General features: G+C 60.9%; 14 protein-coding genes and 1 tRNA gene. 4 read left to right on the plus strand and 11 right to left on the minus strand.

Annotated elements, in window-relative coordinates; all coding sequences use genetic code 11:
• Positions 1-335 precede the first annotated feature (335 nt).
• Positions 336-6,317 (plus strand): beta strand repeat-containing protein, encoded by a 5,982-nt coding sequence (locus BMY68_RS18255; protein ID WP_085530070.1) that lies wholly within the window; start codon positions 336-338, stop codon positions 6,315-6,317.
• A 174-nt stretch (positions 6,318-6,491) separates the two neighbouring features.
• On the opposite strand, the gene BMY68_RS18260 is transcribed toward BMY68_RS18255, so the two are convergent.
• The 5 genes from BMY68_RS18260 to dapA all read right to left on the minus strand — a co-directional run bounded on the left by BMY68_RS18260 (position 6,492) and on the right by dapA (position 10,176).
• Positions 6,492-6,581: transfer RNA gene (locus tag BMY68_RS18260), tRNA-Ser, on the minus strand.
• An 84-nt stretch (positions 6,582-6,665) separates the two neighbouring features.
• Positions 6,666-7,376 (minus strand): phosphoribosylaminoimidazolesuccinocarboxamide synthase, encoded by a 711-nt coding sequence (gene purC, locus BMY68_RS18265; RefSeq protein WP_007930242.1) that lies wholly within the window; start codon positions 7,374-7,376, stop codon positions 6,666-6,668.
• Positions 7,377-7,404: 28 nt separating this feature from the next.
• The gene (locus BMY68_RS18270; protein WP_009042592.1) at positions 7,405-8,163 is read right to left on the minus strand and encodes an MBL fold metallo-hydrolase; all 759 of its coding nucleotides are present in this window, start codon (positions 8,161-8,163) and stop codon (positions 7,405-7,407) included.
• Between the two features lie 4 nt (positions 8,164-8,167).
• Positions 8,168-9,280: an outer membrane protein assembly factor BamC gene (bamC, locus tag BMY68_RS18275; protein ID WP_009042591.1), complete on the minus strand. Its 1,113-nt coding sequence runs from the start codon at positions 9,278-9,280 to the stop codon at positions 8,168-8,170.
• 17 nt (positions 9,281-9,297) lie between these two features.
• Positions 9,298-10,176, minus strand: a complete 879-nt coding sequence (gene dapA, locus BMY68_RS18280; RefSeq protein WP_085530069.1) for a 4-hydroxy-tetrahydrodipicolinate synthase — start codon at positions 10,174-10,176, stop codon at positions 9,298-9,300.
• A gap of 327 nt (positions 10,177-10,503) precedes the next feature.
• Between dapA and BMY68_RS18290 the strand changes: the two genes are divergently transcribed.
• Positions 10,504-11,064 (plus strand): glycine cleavage system transcriptional repressor, encoded by a 561-nt coding sequence (locus BMY68_RS18290; RefSeq protein ID WP_007930238.1) that lies wholly within the window; start codon positions 10,504-10,506, stop codon positions 11,062-11,064.
• Between the two features lie 10 nt (positions 11,065-11,074).
• Positions 11,075-11,548, plus strand: coding sequence for a peroxiredoxin (locus BMY68_RS18295; protein ID WP_007930237.1), 474 nt, complete (start codon positions 11,075-11,077; stop codon positions 11,546-11,548).
• 87 nt (positions 11,549-11,635) lie between these two features.
• On the opposite strand, the gene BMY68_RS18300 is transcribed toward BMY68_RS18295, so the two are convergent.
• Both BMY68_RS18300 and BMY68_RS18305 read right to left on the minus strand, forming a co-directional pair.
• The gene (locus BMY68_RS18300) at positions 11,636-12,706 is read right to left on the minus strand and encodes an AI-2E family transporter (RefSeq protein ID WP_007930236.1); all 1,071 of its coding nucleotides are present in this window, start codon (positions 12,704-12,706) and stop codon (positions 11,636-11,638) included.
• 41 nt (positions 12,707-12,747) lie between these two features.
• Complete coding sequence (locus tag BMY68_RS18305; RefSeq protein WP_007930235.1) at positions 12,748-12,987, minus strand: sulfurtransferase TusA family protein; 240 nt, start codon at positions 12,985-12,987, stop codon at positions 12,748-12,750.
• Positions 12,988-13,084: 97 nt separating this feature from the next.
• Here BMY68_RS18305 and BMY68_RS18310 point away from each other — a divergent pair, with 97 nt between their 5' ends.
• Complete coding sequence (locus BMY68_RS18310) at positions 13,085-14,518, plus strand: M48 family metalloprotease (RefSeq protein ID WP_085530068.1); 1,434 nt, start codon at positions 13,085-13,087, stop codon at positions 14,516-14,518.
• 76 nt (positions 14,519-14,594) lie between these two features.
• Here BMY68_RS18310 and BMY68_RS18315 read toward each other — a convergent pair whose 3' ends face one another.
• The 4 genes from BMY68_RS18315 to rpoE form a co-directional block, all read right to left on the minus strand.
• Positions 14,595-16,022, minus strand: coding sequence for a DegQ family serine endoprotease (locus BMY68_RS18315; RefSeq protein WP_009042588.1), 1,428 nt, complete (start codon positions 16,020-16,022; stop codon positions 14,595-14,597).
• Between the two features lie 246 nt (positions 16,023-16,268).
• Complete coding sequence (locus BMY68_RS18320) at positions 16,269-17,231, minus strand: MucB/RseB C-terminal domain-containing protein (protein ID WP_085530067.1); 963 nt, start codon at positions 17,229-17,231, stop codon at positions 16,269-16,271.
• An 8-nt stretch (positions 17,232-17,239) separates the two neighbouring features.
• A complete protein-coding gene (locus BMY68_RS18325) occupies positions 17,240-17,827 on the minus strand; it encodes a sigma-E factor negative regulatory protein (RefSeq protein ID WP_009042586.1) in 588 nt (195 codons plus the stop codon).
• A 31-nt stretch (positions 17,828-17,858) separates the two neighbouring features.
• Positions 17,859-18,440 (minus strand): RNA polymerase sigma factor RpoE/AlgU, encoded by a 582-nt coding sequence (gene rpoE / locus BMY68_RS18330; RefSeq protein WP_007930230.1) that lies wholly within the window; start codon positions 18,438-18,440, stop codon positions 17,859-17,861.
• Positions 18,441-18,687 lie beyond the last annotated feature (247 nt).

Consider the following 18,687-nt stretch of genomic DNA (forward strand, 5'->3'; position numbering starts at 1 on the left):
GGCCGTATCCCTGAGTCAGAACGACCCGGTTTCATCCAGCCATTACTTCAGGAGTCCCGTTCATATGGGTGCTCTCAGGCTATTGCGCTCCACGCGCAGCGCAGCTCCAGGCTTGGGCTCATGTTCGCCCGACCGCTCCTGCGATTCGCTCCTCAAGTACGGCGAACTTCTTCACCTGCGCGCCACCTGCGTCCCTCTTCCGGCAGGCCCAGACGGCCGACGATGTCCGGGATCACCTCGTACCGCTCCTTGACACCCTGAGCGGTACAAGCACGGGACTTCGTCCTGTCAGCAGGACCTGACGATTCTAAAAAAAACATTCTCGGGAGAAAGACATGGCTACCACCACAACGACCAGCGGCGACACCGCAACTTCGTTTTCCAATACGCCGCAGGCGCAGGACGACATTTTCACTACCGGCGTCATTGGCACGAGCAGCGCAACCATCACTGAAGACCTGCTGGGGGTCGTGTATCTGGACGTCATGTCCAATGACCTGGGTGGCAACGCAAAGACACTCTGGTCACTCGATAACGCGACCAGCCTTTCTACTGCCACCAAGGTTTACGCTCCGGCCGATCTCCTGATCCAGGACACGAGCAGAGTTGAGGCGACGAGTTCCGACACCAGCTTCAATGGTGCAAAAATCTGGATTACGTCGGATGGAAAAGTCGGCTACGACGCCGCGACTTTATCGACTGCTTTCAAGGCGCAACTTCAGGCGCTTGCTGCCGGAGCATCCCTGACAGACAGCTTTACGTATGCGATTCGTCTCGGCAATGGCACGCTCAGCTGGGCCACCGCGCAGGTGCAGTTTGCAGGTGCGAATGACAGCGTGACGATGAGCCTCGGCGCACAGGCCGGCACGGTAACCGAAGATGCAGCCACGACGCCGAGCCCGGCCGACTCGCACAGCGCGACAGGCACCATTGCGTTTAGCGATGTCGATCTGAGCGACACGCATACCGCCTCGTTCGTGGCGGCGCAAGGTAATGCCACAGCGCTGGGCAACTTCGTCCTCGCCTCTGTGGCTGAAGCCGCCGATACGGCCAACGGCACCGTTAACTGGACCTACACCCTGGATAACGCGGCAGCCCAGTCCCTGGCCCAGGGCCAGACGGCTAGCGAAACTTATGTGGTCACCATCAGTGATGGGCATGGCTCATCGACGACGCAGAATGTGACCATCACCATCACGGGCACCAACGACCAGGTGCAGATCACCAGCGGCATGCAGACCGGAGATGCCAAGGAAGACAGCGGCGACTACGCTGCCAGCGGCAGCATCACCTTTACCGACGCCGATCTGATCGACACCCACAACGTTACCGTCACGCCGGGCGCTTCCGGCTACCTGGGCAGCTTCACTACAGACCCACTGAGCGACAGCACTGGCACGGGCAGCGGCTCGCAGGGCTGGCACTTCGCGGTAGACAATGCCGCCCTGCAATTCCTGGGCGAAGGCCAGACCGTCACCCAGACCTACGACGTGGCGATCGGCGACGGCGCGGTGCAGACCGTGACCATTACTATCACCGGTACCAACGACCAACCAACCCTGACGGTTGCCGACACCACCGGAGCGATGAACGAAGGCAACGGCACTGCCACACTGAGCGACAGCGGCGCCCTGAGCTTTGCTGATGTGGACAAGACCGACACGGTGACCGTGTCGCACACTGCCAACGGCGACATCGCCTGGAGTGGCGGCACGCTCAATGCGGGCGTGGCTTCGGCACTGATCGCCGGCTTCTCGGTCGATCAGAACAGCTGGGACTACAGCAGCAGCCAGAACCTCGACTTCCTCGGCGCCGGTGAAACCATCACCTTCTCGTACACGGTGGTTGCCACCGATGACAGCGGCGCGGCAAACGCGGCCTCGGCGACGCAGACGGTCAGCATCACCATTACCGGCAGCAATGACGCGCCGGTACTCAGTTTCGCAACGGGCAATGATCTCGGTGCTGTGCAGGAAGACACCACCCTCAGCGTCAGCGGCCAATTCAGCTCGACCGATATCGATCATGCTGCCACGGCCACCTGGAGCATTGTCGGGGCAAATACCGGCGCCTTCGGCTCGATCGCCGTGGATGGCACCGGCCAGTGGACCTACACCCTGGCCAACGGTAGTGATGGCGTTGCCAGTGCCGTGCAATCGCTGAAGGCGGGCGAGAGTCATGACGAAGTGTTCAGCGTACAGGTCAGCGATGGCTTGGGCGGCGTCGACACCCAGCTGGTGACCGTTACTGTCACCGGCCGCAACGACGCGCCCGTGCTCAGCTTCGCCACCAGCAACGATGTCGGCGCCGTGCAGGAAGACACCACCCTCAGCGTCAGTGGCCAATTCAGCTCTACCGACATCGATCACGCTGCCACGGCCACCTGGAGCATCGCTGGGGCAAACACTGGAGCCTACGGCTCGATTGCCGTGGACAGCACCGGCCAATGGACCTACACCCTGGCCAACGGCACCGATGGCGTTGCCAGTGCCGTGCAGTCGCTGAAGGCGGGCGAGAGTCATGACGAAGTGTTCAGCGTGCAGGTCAGCGATGGCTTGGGCGGTGTGGATACCCAACTGGTGACTGTCACTGTCACCGGTACCAATGACGCCGCCGTGCTGTCCTCGGCCAGCGTCACTCTGAGCGAAACCAATGCTCCGCTGACCACCGGCGGCAGCCTGACCGTCAGCGATATCGACAGCCCTGAAAGCTTCCAGGCGCAAATCGACACCGCCGGCAGCTACGGCCAATTCTCCATCGGCACCAACGGTGCCTGGACCTACACCGCCAACTCCGCCCACAACGAGTTCGCTGCCGGCACCACCTACACCGATACCTTCGCGGTGAGCAGTGCCGACGGCACCCTCACTTCGGTCATCGTGCATATCCTCGGCACCAATGATGCGGCCGTGCTGTCCGCCGACATCGCCAACCTCACCGAGACCAATGCAGCCATCGATATCTCCACCACCGGCACCCTGACCATCAGCGACGTCGACAGCGCCGCGACCTTCGTCGCGCAAACCAACACCGCCGGCAGCTACGGCCAATTCTCCATCGGCACCAACGGTGCCTGGACCTACGTCGCCAACTCCGCCCACAACGAGTTCGCCGCCGGCACGACCTACACCGATACCTTCTCGGTGAGCAGTGCCGACGGCACCCTCACTTCGATCATCGTGCATATCCTCGGCACCAATGATGCGGCCGTGCTGTCCGCCGACATCGCCAACCTCACCGAGACCAATGCAGCCATCGATATCTCCACCACCGGCACCCTGACCATCAGCGACGTCGACAGCGCCGCGACCTTCGTCGCGCAAACCAACACCGCCGGCAGCTACGGCCAATTCTCCATCGGCACCAACGGTGCCTGGACCTACGTCGCCGACTCAGCCCACAACGAGTTCGCAGCCGGCACCACCTACACCGATACCTTCGCGGTGAGCAGTGCCGACGGCACCCTCACTTCGGTCACGGTGCATATCGCCGGCAGCAATGATTTGCCGACTATCACCTCCAACGGCGGTGGTACGACGGCTTCGATCAGCGTCGCGGAGAACACCGCAGCGGTCACGACAGTGGCGGCAACCGATGTTGATCTACCCGCACAAACGCTGAGCTACAGCATCGTCGGCGGAGCGGATGCCGCGAAGTTCTCGATCGTTTCAGGCACAGGTGCGCTGAGCTTTATCTCTGCACCCAACTTTGAAGCACCGGCGGATTCGGGAACGAACAATGTCTATGACGTGATTGTGCGGGCGTCGGACGGCACGCTGTTTGACGACCAGGCGATCGCCGTAACCGTGACGGGCATCAACGACAGCAGCCCGGTGATCACCTCCAACGGCGGTGGTACGACGGCTTCGGTCAACGTGGCGGAGAACACCACAGCGGTCACGACGGTGATGGCGACCGATGCTGATCTGCCAACGCAGACGCTGAGCTACTCGATCCTGAATACGGCCGGGACGGACTTCGGCAAATTCTCGATCAGTTCGAGCGGAGTGCTGACATTCAATTCGGCGCCCGATTACGAGAATGCCCAGGATGTCGGTGGCACCGACGGCGACAACGCCTACGTTGTGGACGTTCAGGTGGCCGACGGCAATGGCGGAACCGACACGCAGACCATTACGGTAAACGTGCAGAACGTAGTCGAGACGCCTGTCGATAGCGTGCCGCCAACGGTGACAGTGACAGGGACGGCCTTAGGCAGTTCGATTGGCTCGACGTCGACGGTCACATTCCAGTTCAGTGAGACAGTGAGCGGTTTCAACCTCTCGGATGTCTCGGTGACTACGACGAGCGGAACGCCCCGCGGAACCTTCAGCAACTTTACCCAGGTTGACGGCGACACCTACACCGCGACGCTGACCAGAACGCTGGGCGGCAGCATAAAAGTCGACGTTGCCGCGAACAGCTACACCGACCTGGCGGGTAATCCCGGGGCTGCCGGGAGCAGTGCAAACCTTCCGGCAGGCGTTGCCGGCGAGCCCATCAATCTGGCCCTCGACATTCCACTGGCCGAGATTAACGGCCCCGTAACGGTGGCCATCAGCGGAGTTCCTGCGGGGTGGGTGCTCAATGCTGGAACCGACAACGGCGACGGCACCTGGACCGTGCAGACCAACGATCCTGGCGCCTTGACCGTGACAACCCCAAGCGACTTCGCGGGTGCGTTGGTACTTGATGTCAACCTGTACTGGAGCAACAGTGACGGCAGCACCGCAAGCGCCTACGTGTTCAACAACGTCGAAGTCTATGCCCCAGGCTCGCCAATCTTTGCCTTGTCCGCTGATGACAACCTGACCGGTTCGTCCGGTGCCGACACGTTCGTCTTCGCCCAGCCAATCGGTAACAACCAGATCTACAATTTCGACGTCACGGCGGACAAGATCGACTTGATCGGCTTCACAGGTATCACCGCCTTCGCTGACTTGAGCATCAGCAACGACGTAAACGGCAATGCCCTGGTCAGCATCGGCTCCGGCCAGACGGTCACCTTGAGAGGTGTCGATGCGGTGGACCTGAGCGAAGCGAACTTCCAGTTCGATAGGGACCCGCTTACCAGCAACACCGGCACCCTCACCATTGCCGACGGCGCGATCATGCCGTTCGGTGGCGGCCTCCATAACAGCGGCACCATCGAACTCGGCTCCGCCGGCAACGAGACCCGTCTCGAGATTCTGTTCCGTGGCGCGACCTTGACCGGTGGCGGCCAGGTGCTGTTATCCGACAACGCGCAAAACGTGATTTTCGGCGGTAGCGCCGACACCGTGCTGACCAACGTCGATAACCGCATTTCCGGCGCCGGCCAGTTGGGCGCCGGGCAAATGATACTGGCCAATGCGGGGCTGATCCTGGCCAGCGGTTTGAACAGCCTGGTGCTCGACACCGGCAGCCACACCATCACCAACAGCGGTGTGCTGGAGTCCACAGGCACAGGCGGCATGACGGTGGCCAGCACGGTCGAAAACACCGGCCATCTGTGGGCCAACGGTGGCGACCTGAACCTGCTGGCCGACGTGACCGGCAATGGCAGCGCAACCATCGATGGCGATGCCAGCCTGACCTTCGCCGGCGCCGCACACACGTCCGTCGCCTTCCACGGCGAAGGTGCGGGCTCGCTGGTGATCGCCCAGGCTGAAGCGGCGGGCTCGCTGGTCGGTATCCTCGGCCTGGAGAGCGATGACTTGCTGACGTTCGGCGATCTCGCTTTTAGCGCCAACACCCAGCTCAACTACACCGCCAACGCCTCTGGCGCCGGCGGCCTGCTGACGGTGGACGACGGCGCACATCGAGCCGAGGTGAACCTGCTGGGGCACTACTCGGTGGAAGACTTCCAGGTCACCGACGGTGGCGAAGCCGGCACCCAAGTCAGCTTCCACGGCGAATCCAGCGGCACACTGGTGGGCAGCATGCTCGCTGATACGCTCAGTGGCGGCGACGGCAACGACATCATCGTGGGTCGTGGCGGCGAGGACACGCTCAGCGGCGGCGCGGGAGCCGACGTGTTCGCCTACCTCAACGCGAATGAAGGCGGCGACCATATCCTCGACTACAACTACGCCGAAGGTGACACCCTCGACCTCTCCACGCTGCTCAACGCCAACTTCGTCAGCGGCACCAGCCAGGTGGCCGACTTTGTCCAACTGGCGCAGTCCGGCAGCGACATCACGGTGCAGGTGGATCCCGATGGCGCGAATAATGGCAAGCAATTCGTCGATGTGGCAGTGCTTGACCACGCTGGCACGCCCAGCCCCGATCTGGTACGCACCTGGTTCGGAGAGGCCGACCATGCGCTGACCGCGTGATTCATTGGGCTTGAGCTGGCTGGGAGGGTAAATATGCTCGATGTGAATCGAATGCCCCCGCAGTCAGCTTTTCGAAATCCCAATGGGGGAACAAGCGGGGGGAATAAAAACAGCCAGAAACGACGAAGCCCCTGAAAACTTTAACGTTTTCAGGGGCTTCGGCTACTTCAATAATGGCGGAGAGATAGGGATTCGAACCCTAGGTACCCGCGAAGGTACAACGGATTTCGAATCCGTCCCATTCGGCCACTCTGGCATCTCTCCAACGGCGCGCATCATAACAGCACCTTTGCCCGAAGCGAAGCCCCTCGGGCAAATTTTTTCCGTGCTATCAGTCGGTTGCGTCGATTACAGCGGTACGCCCAGACGATTGGCGACTTCTTCGTAGGCTTCGATCACATCACCGAGCCCCTGACGGAAACGGTCCTTGTCCATCTTCTTGCGGGTTTCCTTGTCCCACAGGCGGCAGCCATCGGGGCTGAACTCGTCGCCCAGGACGATCTGGCCGTGGAATACGCCGAACTCCAGCTTGAAGTCCACCAGCAGCAGGCCAGCGTCGTCGAACAGCTTGCTCAGGACTTCGTTGACCTTGAGCGACAGTTCTTTCATGCGCGCCAGTTGCTCGGCGGTGCCCCAGCCGAAGGCCACGACGTGGGATTCGTTGATGAACGGGTCGCCCTTGGCGTCGTCCTTCAGGAACAGTTCGAAGGTATAAGGGTTGAGTTTCAGACCCTCTTCCACACCCAGGCGCTTGACCAGGCTGCCGGCGGCGTAGTTACGCACGACGCATTCGACCGGGATCATGTCCAGCTTCTTCACCAGGCACTCGTTGTCGCCCAGAAGCTTGTCGAATTGGGTCGGCACGCCGGCCTCTTCGAGCTTTTGCATGATGAAGGCGTTGAACTTGTTGTTCACCATGCCTTTGCGATCGAGCTGCTCGATACGCTTGCCGTCGAACGCCGAGGTGTCGTTGCGAAACAGCAGGACCAGGCGGTCGGCGTCGTCGGTCTTGTAAACCGATTTGGCTTTGCCACGGTAGAGTTCTTCACGTTTTTCCATGATGGGCTCCGCTTGCTAAGTAGGTGGGCTAGGCGATGTGGCGCCAGTCGAGCCCTGAATCTTGATCGGCCAGTTGCAGCCAGTCCGGGTCGCACCCGAGGGTGTCGACAAAACATTGCCGGGCCAGCTGCGGCAGGTTGTTCTTGCTGCTGAGGTGGGCCAGTACCAGATGCTGCAGGTCCTGCCAGCCCAACTCGGCCACCAGGCTTGCGGCCTGATGGTTGTTCAAATGTCCCATTTCCCCACCGACCCGCTGCTTGAGGAAATACGGGTAGTAACCTCGGGCCAGCATGTCGCGGCAGTGATTGGCCTCGATCATCAAGGCATCCAGCCCGCGATAGCGGTCGATCACCGTGTCGCAGTAGGAACCCAGGTCGGTCAGCAGGCCGAAGCGCCGCTGGCCGTCACTGAACACGTACTGCACAGGTTCCAGTGCATCGTGGGCGACGCGGGTCACGTCGATACTCAAGGCACCGACCTGAAGCGTCTCGCCCCCGGCGAGAAAACCCGCGGCGTCCACCGGTTTGCGCATCCCGCGCAACGTGCCGCGACTGAGGTAGACCGGTAAATTGTAGCGCCGAGACAGCAAACCCACGCCATGCACGTGGTCGGCATGTTCGTGGGTTACCAGAATCGCGCTCAGCTGCGCAGGGGCTACCCCCAGGCGCAGCAGGCGCCGCTCGGTTTCGCGCAAGGAGAAACCACAATCCACCAAGACGTAGGTGTCGTCACTGGCTATCAGCGTGCCATTCCCTTGACTACCACTGCCGAGAACGGCGAAACGCATCGGATCAGCCCAGGTTGTCCTGAATCACGGTCAACACTTTGCGCGCCACTTCAGGCGGAGCAACGGTATTGATGTCTTTCTCGACGGTGACCTGGACGTTGTCGCCCACCTTGCTCAGACGAACCTGATAACGCTCGGCGCGGGCCTCGATTTCTTCCTTGGCCGGTGCGCTGCCGAACAACTTGCCGAAGAAGCCCGGCTCGTCGTTTTTCTTCTCGGCTTTTTCCGCCAGGTTGATGTAGTACAGGCCCAGGCTGCGGTTGATGTCTTCAACGCGCCACTCGCCCTGTTCCAGGGCACGGCCGACGCTCGACCAGGCGCGGTCGAGGTCTTCGCCGAGGTTGAGCACCACGTTGCCGCTGCCGTCTTCGGTGAGGCTGACACGGCTAGGGGTATCGAAATCACGCGCGGCCAGCAGGGAGACCGAACCGCCCTTCTCGGCGCTGCGGCTCATGCTGGCGAGCATTTCGTCGACCAGCGCGGCATCCAGGCTGGTGTTGACCGAGCGGTTGGTGAAATCGACGCTGGAGGTGCTGCCGGCAGGACGCTCGGCGCTGACCACGTAGACTTCACTGGTATTGCGCTGCACGCCTGGTTCGATACGCACCCGCACGCGGGTTTCGTTATCGGCCGAACCTACGCTGCCCAGGCGCTTGGCCATGGATGCGGAGAGCTCGTCGGAACGCTGCCAGGCGGTAGTGAACTCGCCGGTTTGCGGACGTTGTTCGTCAATACGGAAACCGTTGTCCTGGAAGAACTGCATGGCCACCGGCCAGACTTCGGCTGGGGCGTGCTGGGCCATGACCCAACGCGCATCGCCGCTCTTCTGCAGGGTGTAGTCGCTGGCATCGGCCACCGAGCCCAACGGCTGCGGACGCGGCACGATGTATTCGCCCTTGACGGTGTCGTCGGCCACGTTGCGCGGAATCGGCAGCAGCGGATCGAGGCGCTTGGAGGTGCTGACATCCGACGGCAGTTGCATCGGTGCGGTCTGTTGCGCTTGCAGGTAATCGCTGCCGCGGTCACGGAAGTAGCCTTCCGGCCCCCAAATCCAACCGCAGCCACTGGTGCTGGAGATAATCAAGGCAAGTGCGGAAAGTCCGGCCAATCGCTTCATGCGTAGTACTTCCTCAATTAAACCAATACGCCGGACTGGCGCATGGCCTGCCGCAGCGGTTCGTGACAGGCAGCACTGAGCCAGGTGAGCGGCAGACGGATACCGTTCGCCATCAAGCCCATCTCGCACAGGGCCCATTTCACGGGAATAGGGTTGGATTCGATAAACAGAGTCTTGTTGAGCGGCATCAGCTTCTCGTGGATCGCCCGGGCGGTGGCGGCATCGCCACGCATCGCGGCGGCGCACATCTCGCTCATGGCTTTTGGCGCCACGTTGGCGGTCACCGAAATATTGCCCTTGCCGCCCATCAGGATCAGTTCGACGGCGGTTGCATCGTCGCCGGAGTACACCAGGAAGTCGCTGCTCACGCCGGCCAGGATGTCCTTGGCGCGCTGCAGGTCACCGGTGGCTTCCTTGATGCCGATGATGTTCGGCACGGTCGACAGGCGGATCACGGTCTCGGCCTGCATGTCGCAAGCGGTGCGGCCCGGCACGTTATAGAGGATCTGCGGGATATCGACGGCTTCGGCGATGGCACGGAAATGCTGATACAGGCCTTCTTGCGTCGGCTTGTTGTAATAAGGGGTCACCAGCAGGCACGCGTCGGCACCGGCGATCTTCGCATTGGTGGTCAGCTCGATCGCTTCGCGTGTCGAGTTCGCGCCGGTACCGGCGATCACCGGGATACGCCCTGCAACCTGAGCGACCACGCGACGAATCACTTCGATGTGTTCGTTCACATCGAGGGTAGCCGACTCACCTGTAGTGCCGACCGCCACAATGGCGTTGGTGCCCTCTTGCAGGTGGAAGTCCACCAGTTTGCTCAGGCTGTCCCAGTCGAGACGACCCTGTGCATCCATGGGTGTGACCAGTGCCACCATACTGCCCGCAATCATGCAACCGCTCCTGCCGGAAAAAGAGAGCGGTAATGGTACTGGCGCCAAGATGCTTGCACAAGCGAAGTACCGCGCTGCGAGCATTCCCCTGAGCGATGTATTTCGCTACCCTTCAGGCTTTGATCGGTACTGCTAAGCTTGTACGCCGGGTTCCAGCCTCCCTTTTCGGCATCCGAAGCCCCAATCCTGCGTTGCCGCCCTTCGCTCTCGCCTTTTATGGAGCTCGTCGCAACCTGGCGGTTCAGGGCTTCTGAAACCGCATCCGGACGTTTACCCAGTACTCGAGCCTGCAAAAGTATCGACCGCTCATCGCTTTAGGAATGCTGCATGTCCACCCCCACAGTCCGCGAACAATTCCTTGTCATCAGTGCCCTCGGCGCCAACCCCATGGAGCTGACCAACGTCCTGTGCCGCGCCAGCCATGAAAACCGCTGCGCCGTGGTGACCTCCCGCCTGACCCGCCATGGCGAGTGCAGTGCGCTGGTCCTGGAGGTTTCCGGCAGCTGGGATGCCCTGGCGCGCCTGGAGGCCGGCCTGCCGTCGCTGGCGAAGAAATACGCCTTCACCGTCAACGTGGTGCGCAGCGCGGCCCTGGAAAACCGCCCGCAGGCCCTGCCTTATGTGGCTTACGTCAGCGCCGCCTACCGCCCGGACATCGTCAATGAACTGTGCCAGTTCTTCATCGACCACCATGTCGAGCTGGAAAACCTGACCTGCGATACCTATCAGGCCCCGCAGACCGGCGGCACCATGCTCAACGCCACCTTTACCGTGACCTTGCCGGCCGGCACCCAGATCAGCTGGCTGCGCGATCAGTTCCTGGACTTCGCCGACGCAATGAATCTCGACGCGTTGATCGAACCCTGGCGCCCACAGAACCCAATGTAAGGAAGCCCTAATGGCCGTTGCCATCGACCAACCTGTTGCCCACTTCGAAGCCCCGGCCACCAGCGGTCAAACCGTCAGCCTCGCCGCGCTCAAGGGCAAGCAGGTGGTGATCTACTTCTACCCCAAGGACAGCACCCCGGGTTGCACCACCGAGGGCCAGGGCTTTCGTGATCAATACGCCGCGTTCAAGGCCGCCAACACCGAGGTGTTCGGCGTCTCCCGCGATGGCCTGAAGTCCCACGAGAACTTCAAGTGCAAGCAGGAATTCCCCTTCGAACTGATCAGCGACAAGGACGAAGCCGTCTGCCAGCTGTTCGACGTGATCAAGCTGAAGAAGCTCTACGGCAAGGAATACATGGGTGTCGATCGCAGCACCTTCCTGATCGACAAGAATGGCGTGCTGCGTCAGGAATGGCGTGGCGTGAAAGTGCCAGGCCACGTGGATGCGGTACTGGCTGCCGCGCAGGCGCTGAACAAGGCCTGAGCGCGGTAACCGACTAAAAGGTAACCGACTAAAAAAGGGGGCGGCTGATTCAGCCGCCCCCTTTTTCATTTCCAGAGCAGGGCCGCTCTAGAGCAAGGGCGCCACGACCGGCTCCTTGCGCGGCCAGGCATCCAGTACCGCCTTGAACAGGGTGGCCAGGGGAATCGCGAAAAACACCCCCCAGAAGCCCCACAGCCCGCCAAACAACAGTACTGCACAAATGATCGCCACCGGATGCAGGTTCACTGCCTCGGAGAACAGCAGCGGCACCAGCACGTTGCCGTCCAGGGTCTGAATGATCCCGTAGACCGCCATCAGATAGATGAACTGGTCGCTCCAGCCCCACTGGAACAAGGCAATCAGCGCCACCGGCACAGTCACCACCACCGCCCCGACGTAGGGCACCACCACCGAAATCCCCACCAGCAGCGCCAGCAGGGCCGCGTAGTTCAGCCCCAGGGCCACGAAGGCGATGTAGGTCACCCCGCCGCAAATGACGATCTCGATCACCTTGCCACGAATGTAGTTGGCGATCTGCCGGTTCATTTCCTGGGCCACCCGGGTGATCAGGGCCCGCTCGCGCGGCAGGTAACCGCGCACCCACTGGCTGATCATCGCCCGGTCCTTGAGAAAGAAAAACACCAGGATCGGCACCAGTACCAGATAGATCATGATGTTGACCAGCAGTGGCAGGCTGGACAGCGAGAAGGTCAGCGCCCACTGGCCGAACTTGCCGATCTCGCCGCGCGCCACCTCGATCGCCTGCAGCACCTGTTCGTCGGACACCAGGTGCGGATAACGCTCCGGCAACAACAGAAGCAACGATTGCCACTTGGCGAGCATTCCCGGCAGCTCGTTGAACAAGGTAATCAATTGATGCCACAACAGCGGCACGACGACCACGATGAACACCAACAGCAGCCCCATGAACAAGGCGAAGACCAGGCCCACCGCCGCCCCGCCAGGCAAACGCCAGCGTTCCAGCGTGAGCACCAGCCCCTGCATCAGATAGGCCAGCACCATCCCCGCCAACACCGGCGCGAGCATGCCACCCAGGGTCAGCACCGCAGTGAAGGCCAGGAACAACAGAACGGCCAGTACCACGGCCTCTTCATCGGAGAAGTAGCGCTGAATCCAGTCGCGTAACACTTTGAACATCAATGATCCTTAGACAGAGGCGCGATGATTTCCGGGGCGGTTCAGGCCTTCTTCAGCCAGTAACGATAGACCCCGGCTTCGTCTTCCTCGCGAAGCAGGGTATGACCGGCCAAACGGGCAAAGGTGCGAAAGTCGCGCTGGGAGCCGGCATCCGTGGCGATCACCTTGAGCACCGCGCCGCTGGCCAGGCGATTGAGTTCCATCTTGGCCTTGAGCAGCGGCAGCGGGCAGTTCAGTCCGCTGGCATCGAGCTCGGCGTCGTGGGCTACAGCATCAGTCATTGCGTCACTCCGGGAGGGTCGTCGAAGTGCCTAGAATATCTGGTCCAAGGCCTGGTGTCCGGCTACAGTAGACTCTTTGTCGACTAAGGCTTTGTGCATGACTTTTTTGCGCCCTACCCTGCTGACGCTCGCTTGCCTGCTCGCCTCACCAGGCTTCGCCGACGACCTGCCATCACTCGGTGACGCCAGTTCTGCCATTGTCTCGCCCCAACAGGAACACCAACTGGGCCGCGCCTGGCTGGCATTGCTGCGCAGCCAGGTTTCGCAACTCAACGACCCGCAACTCAAGGATTACGTCGAAACCAGCGTCTACAAACTGGTCGAGACCAGCCAGGTCAACGACCGGCGTCTCGAGTTCATCCTGATCAACAGCCCGCAGCTCAACGCGTTTGCCGCTCCCGGCGGGATTGTCGGAGTCAACGGTGGATTGTTCCTCAACGCCCAGACCGAAGGCGAATATGCCTCGGTGCTGGCTCACGAGTTGGCTCACCTGTCGCAACGCCACTTCGCCCGTGGCGTCGAAGCCTCGCAACGCATGCAGGTGCCAATGATGGCTGCCCTGCTGGCCGGGATCGTGATCGCCGCGGCGGGCGGTGGCGACGCCGGGATCGCCGCCATTGCCGGCACCCAGGCCGCGGCCATCCAGGAACAACGGCGCTTCTCCCGGCAGAACGAGCAGGAAGCCGACCGCATCGGCATCCTCAACCTGGAAAAGGCCGGTTATGACCCGCGCTCCATGCCGACCATGTTCGAACGCCTGATGCGCCAGTACCGTTTCGACGCCAAGCCGCCGGAGTTCCTGCTGACTCACCCGGTCACCGAATCGCGGATCGCCGACACCCGCAACCGCGCCGAACAGGCCAAGGCCGGGGGCAAGGAAGACAGTCTGCGTTACCAGTTGATTCGCGCACGAGTACAGCTGATCTACGAAGAGTCCCCCGGCATGGGCGCCAAGCGTTTCCGCGCCCAGCTCGACGAAAACCCGAAAAACGACATCGCCCGCTACGGCCTCGCCATCGCCCAGATCAAGGGCAGCCAGTTCAACGAGGCCCGGGACAACCTCAAGCAGTTGCTGGCCAAACAACCTAACGACATCACTTACAACCTGGCCCAGATCGACCTGGATACCGCTACCAGCCGCTTTTCCGACGCCCAGGCCCGGGTGGATAAAATGCTTGCGCAGTATCCGGGCAACTATCCACTGAACCAGGTCAGGGTCGACCTGCTGCTCAAGCAGAATCGCCCGGCGGACGCCGAAAAGGCCCTGGAAAGCCTGCTCAAGACCCGCTCCGACGATCCGGACGTCTGGTACTCGGTGGCGGAAACCCGTGGCCTGTCGGGCAATATCATCGGCCTGCATCAGGCGCGGGCCGAATACTTTGCCCTGGTCGGCGACTATCGCCAGGCGATCCAGCAGCTGGATTTCGCCAAACGTCGCGCCGGCAGCAACTTCCCGCTGTCTTCACGGATCGACGCTCGCCAGCGTGAGCTGATGGACCAGGAGCAAATGGTCAAGGACATGATGCGCTGAGCCCAACCGGCGCCCACAAAAAAGCCCGCCTCTTTCGAGGCGGGCTTTTTATTGCGCGATCAATCCGCTACACGGATTACTCGGCCAGCTTGAAGGTAATGAAGCTGGCACGTCCCTGACGCAGAACCCGCATCGATACCGAACGGTTCTTCGGCAGCGCCTGGGCGATTTCAGTGAAGTTCTTGGTCGAAGTGATCGCCTGATTGTTCAGATGAGTGATCACGTCGCCCGGCTGCAGGCCGATCAGCGCGGCTGGACCATCCTGAACTTCCTTGATCACCACACCGCCCTTGAGGTCGTAGGTTTTCTTCTGCTCATCGGTCAGCTCGACCACCGCAACGCCCAGACGGTTGCTGCTGCGCTCGACACCGGACTTGCCAATGGCGTCCAGGGCCTTGTCTTCGTCCGGAATCGCACCAACGGTCAATTCGACGTTCTTGCGCTTGCCGTCACGAATCACTTCCAAATTGGCTTTCGCCCCCGCCTTGAGGGCACCGACCAGATGCGGCAGGTCCGCCGACATGATGATCGGTTGACCATTCATGCTCAGGATCACATCACCCACCTGCAAGCCGCCCTTGGCTGCCGGACCGTCGTCCTGGATCTGCGCCACCAGCGCACCGGCCGGCTTCTCCAGGCCGAAGGACTCCGCCAGGTCTTTGTTCACTTCCTGGATAACCACGCCCAGCCAGCCGCGGCTGACTTTGCCACCGGCTTTCAGCTGGTTGGAAACGTCCATGGCGACATCGATCGGGATGGCGAAGGACACACCCATGAAGCCGCCGGAACGGGTGTAGATCTGCGAGTTGATACCCACCACTTCACCGGCCAGGTTGAACAGCGGACCACCGGAGTTACCCGGGTTGATCGGCACATCGGTCTGGATGAACGGCACGTAGTTTTCGTTCGGCAGGCTACGACCGATGGCGCTGACGATGCCCTGGGTCACGGTGTGGTCGAAACCAAACGGCGAGCCGATGGCCACTACCCACTGGCCAGCCTTCAGGTCCTGGGACTTGCCCAGCTTCAGCACCGGCAGGTCCTTGCCATCGATCTTCAGCAACGCCACGTCGGAGCGTGGATCGGTGCCGATCAGCTTGGCTTTCAGTTCACTACGGTCGGCCAGGCGGACAAGGATTTCATCCGCGTCGGCAATCACATGGTTGTTGGTCAGGATGTAACCGTCCGACGAAATGATGAAGCCAGAACCCAGGGACTGGGCTTCACGCTGGCGATCGCCCCGTGGCGAACGCGGCTGCGGCGGCATGCCACGCTCGAAAAACTCGCGCAGCATCGGCGGCAGACCTTCGAGGTCCGGCATCTGGGCGGAAACCTTGCGGTCCGGGAGCTTCTGCGTGGTACTGATGTTGACCACTGCCGGCGACGCCTGCTCGACCAGTTGTGTGAAGTCAGGCAAGTCCGCCGCCTGTGCGGTAACGGCCTGACCGAGCACCAGCACAGTAGCGAAAATGGAGAGATAGGATTTCAAACGTGGTATCGACATACGGCTCCCATTACAACGAGCGTGGTTAAGCGATAGGGACAAGAAATACCAGGCGACTCGCGCAGTACTTTTGTCCCGGAAACGACAAACAAGGCCAGAACCTAGTGGCTCTGACCTATAAGAAAAAACAGGGGGTTTTGCAAATGAAAATGTTCACCGAACATTTAGATATCTCGATTGCAGAGCTGGCATTGCAGACCTCTTACACAACCAACATTAACGCTCGATGAACACCTGGGGCTGTACTCACTGCGCCTTGGGCGCAGCGGCGTCGGTACGCATCGACAAGGCGATCCGTTCGGCGGTACCGATAGGTATCTCACCCACCACCGTTACCATCATCTCGCCTTCAGGCGTGGTCAGGCGTCGGGATACCGCCACGGTCGGGCCCAGTTGAGTGCGGGTGTCGGTCACCGTCGCACCATTGAGCGGTTCGAGGAACACCGAGAAGCGGGCAAGGCCATCGTCATACATCAGGCTGTTGACCATGGTCTTGGTGTCGGGATCTTTACGCGCACTGCTGCTGGTCAACTCGAAGCCTGGCGGCAGCCAGTCGGAATGCCAGGCCTGCGCAGCCTTCACCGCGGAAGCCTTGTCGCTGTCCAGGGCCACGGCCTTGCATTCGACGCTGGCCTGCAGCTCGCTGTCCTTCGGCACATCCACCGTATCCAGGCGAGTGAACTGGAAGCGCTCGAGCAACTGCCCCTTATCGTTCAACAACAGCGATTTCAGCGGCAGGCCCGTCTCGCGATCCAGATGCAATTCAAAACCATAACGGTGCTGGTCCCGCGGGGTCAGGGAAACAATGACCGCGGAACGCCCAGCCACACGCGACTTGCCGATGACGGCAAGGTCGTACCAATTCTTGAGCTTTTCTGGATCGAGTGAGTGGGCCGAAGAGCTGGGGGCGTCCCCCAGCCCAGCCACCAGCGTACCGCTGACACATTGGGTACGCCCATCAACACGCACAACCTCTTGAGCGGAACCGTCGAGCTGAACCAGTCGCTCGCGGACCTGGCCATCCTGGACGCGATGCCAGATGTTATGGGTAGAAAAACTACCATTACGCTCGTAGACGAAAGTACCCTGAAAGCTTTGCTGCTGTTCGGCTTGCCCAAGACGTTTCAACCAATCCTGAGCTTCGTCGGCGTGGGCTGGAACAATGAACCAGCCACTGAGCAGAAGCGAGAGTAGAGGGATGGCGCGCATGATCCTCCTTAACGGTTTTCCAGGCTCGCCGCACGAGCGTAAGGCAGAGCGCTTTCAGTGCCCTTCAGTGCAGCTTGTTGAGCATGCTGACGCAGGTAGCTTGGCAGACGCTGATCGTGCCAGCCTGGCTGACCTTGCAATACGCCGTTGGCCATAGGACCAGTGGCTTCCGAACTCTCATTGTAGCCGGCCAATACAGCTGGGCCTTTTACTTGAGGAGCGGCCAGGGTTGGCTGATTCGATTGCTGTGCCAGTTCGACACCAGCGATCTCGTCCTGGTTGTACAGGCGAACACCCGCCAATACGGCAACGGTCACCGATGCGGCAACAGCCAGGCGACCCAGGCTACGCCATGGACCACGAGTGGCCTTGGCCGGTACGGCTTCGTCAGCCAGCGCAGCAGAAACAGCCGCGGCGATGTCCAGACGCGGAAGCAGCAATTCCTTGTGCATGGCCGCCCGGGCGATCTGGTAACGAGCCCAGGTCTCACGGGTTTCCACTTCGTCGACGGCATTCAATACCCGACGTAATTCCAGTTCGTCCGCTTCGTTATCCATCACCGCGGACAGCGATTCCTGCAGGGCTTCACGACTCATGGCGGTTCCTCTCTTGGCTGTCGCCGCTGTCTCAGGTTTCCTGCAACAACGGCTGCAGGGCTTTATCGATGGCTTCCCGAGCGCGGAAAATCCGGGAGCGCACGGTACCCACCGGACACTGCATGACGCTGGCAATGTCCTCGTAACTCAGACCATCGAATTCACGTAAAGTTAAAGCCGTACGCAAATCTTCTGGCAGTTGCTGAATGGTTCGATGGACGGTGCCTTCGATCTCATCCCGCAGCAATGCGCGCTCCGGCGATTCGAGATCCTTGAGGCCATGATCGCCATCGTAGAACTCCGCATCCTCGGAACTGACATCGCTATCCGGCGGCCGGCGGCCGCGCGAAACCAGATAGTTTTTCGCCGTGTTGATGGCGATACGATACAGCCACGTATAAAACGCACTGTCACCGCGGAAATTACCAAGCGCACGGTAAGCCTTGATAAAGGCTTCTTGTGCAACATCCTGGGCTTCATGGGTGTCGTGCACAAAACGCACGATCAACCCGAGAATTTTGTGCTGGTATTTCAGCACTAGCAGATCGAAAGCTCGCTTGTCGCCGCGCTGAACGCGCTCGACCAGCTGCTGATCCTCTTCCTGGGTTAGCATGAACACTCCTCGATAAGCTCGAAGGAGGCTTGCATAACTAAACGATCAGGCTTGCAAACATAGACTCGGGCTTTTCGCAAAAGTTCTCCCCCTCCAAGCAAGTTTCCTGCGGGCTCTGATTTGGCACGCACGAAAAACGCAGCGCGGGCAAGGCCGGCTGCGCGAATAATCCTGTCGTCGAATTGAGTTGCATGACCACAACACAAGTCCTGCATAAAAACCGACGCTGTCCCTTCTATCAGGCAAC

This window comes from Pseudomonas sp. NFACC41-3 (genome assembly GCF_900109505.1).
Classification (GTDB): Bacteria; Pseudomonadota; Gammaproteobacteria; order Pseudomonadales; family Pseudomonadaceae; genus Aquipseudomonas; species Aquipseudomonas chlororaphis.

Bases quoted from the DNA above. Each gene is read 5' to 3' on its own strand.
- BMY68_RS18255 (WP_085530070.1), top strand. From the start codon at position 336: ATGGCTACCACCACAACGACCAGCGGCGACACCGCAACTTCGTTTTCC.
- purC (WP_007930242.1), bottom strand. From the start codon at position 7,376: ATGGAAAAACGTGAAGAACTCTACCGTGGCAAAGCCAAATCGGTTTAC.
- BMY68_RS18270 (WP_009042592.1), bottom strand. From the start codon at position 8,163: ATGCGTTTCGCCGTTCTCGGCAGTGGTAGTCAAGGGAATGGCACGCTG.
- bamC (WP_009042591.1), bottom strand. From the start codon at position 9,280: ATGAAGCGATTGGCCGGACTTTCCGCACTTGCCTTGATTATCTCCAGC.
- dapA (WP_085530069.1), bottom strand. From the start codon at position 10,176: ATGATTGCGGGCAGTATGGTGGCACTGGTCACACCCATGGATGCACAG.
- BMY68_RS18290 (WP_007930238.1), top strand. From the start codon at position 10,504: ATGTCCACCCCCACAGTCCGCGAACAATTCCTTGTCATCAGTGCCCTC.
- BMY68_RS18295 (WP_007930237.1), top strand. From the start codon at position 11,075: ATGGCCGTTGCCATCGACCAACCTGTTGCCCACTTCGAAGCCCCGGCC.
- BMY68_RS18300 (WP_007930236.1), bottom strand. From the start codon at position 12,706: ATGTTCAAAGTGTTACGCGACTGGATTCAGCGCTACTTCTCCGATGAA.
- BMY68_RS18305 (WP_007930235.1), bottom strand. From the start codon at position 12,987: ATGACTGATGCTGTAGCCCACGACGCCGAGCTCGATGCCAGCGGACTG.
- BMY68_RS18310 (WP_085530068.1), top strand. From the start codon at position 13,085: ATGACTTTTTTGCGCCCTACCCTGCTGACGCTCGCTTGCCTGCTCGCC.
- BMY68_RS18315 (WP_009042588.1), bottom strand. From the start codon at position 16,022: ATGTCGATACCACGTTTGAAATCCTATCTCTCCATTTTCGCTACTGTG.
- BMY68_RS18320 (WP_085530067.1), bottom strand. From the start codon at position 17,231: ATGCGCGCCATCCCTCTACTCTCGCTTCTGCTCAGTGGCTGGTTCATT.
- BMY68_RS18325 (WP_009042586.1), bottom strand. From the start codon at position 17,827: ATGAGTCGTGAAGCCCTGCAGGAATCGCTGTCCGCGGTGATGGATAAC.
- rpoE (WP_007930230.1), bottom strand. From the start codon at position 18,440: ATGCTAACCCAGGAAGAGGATCAGCAGCTGGTCGAGCGCGTTCAGCGC.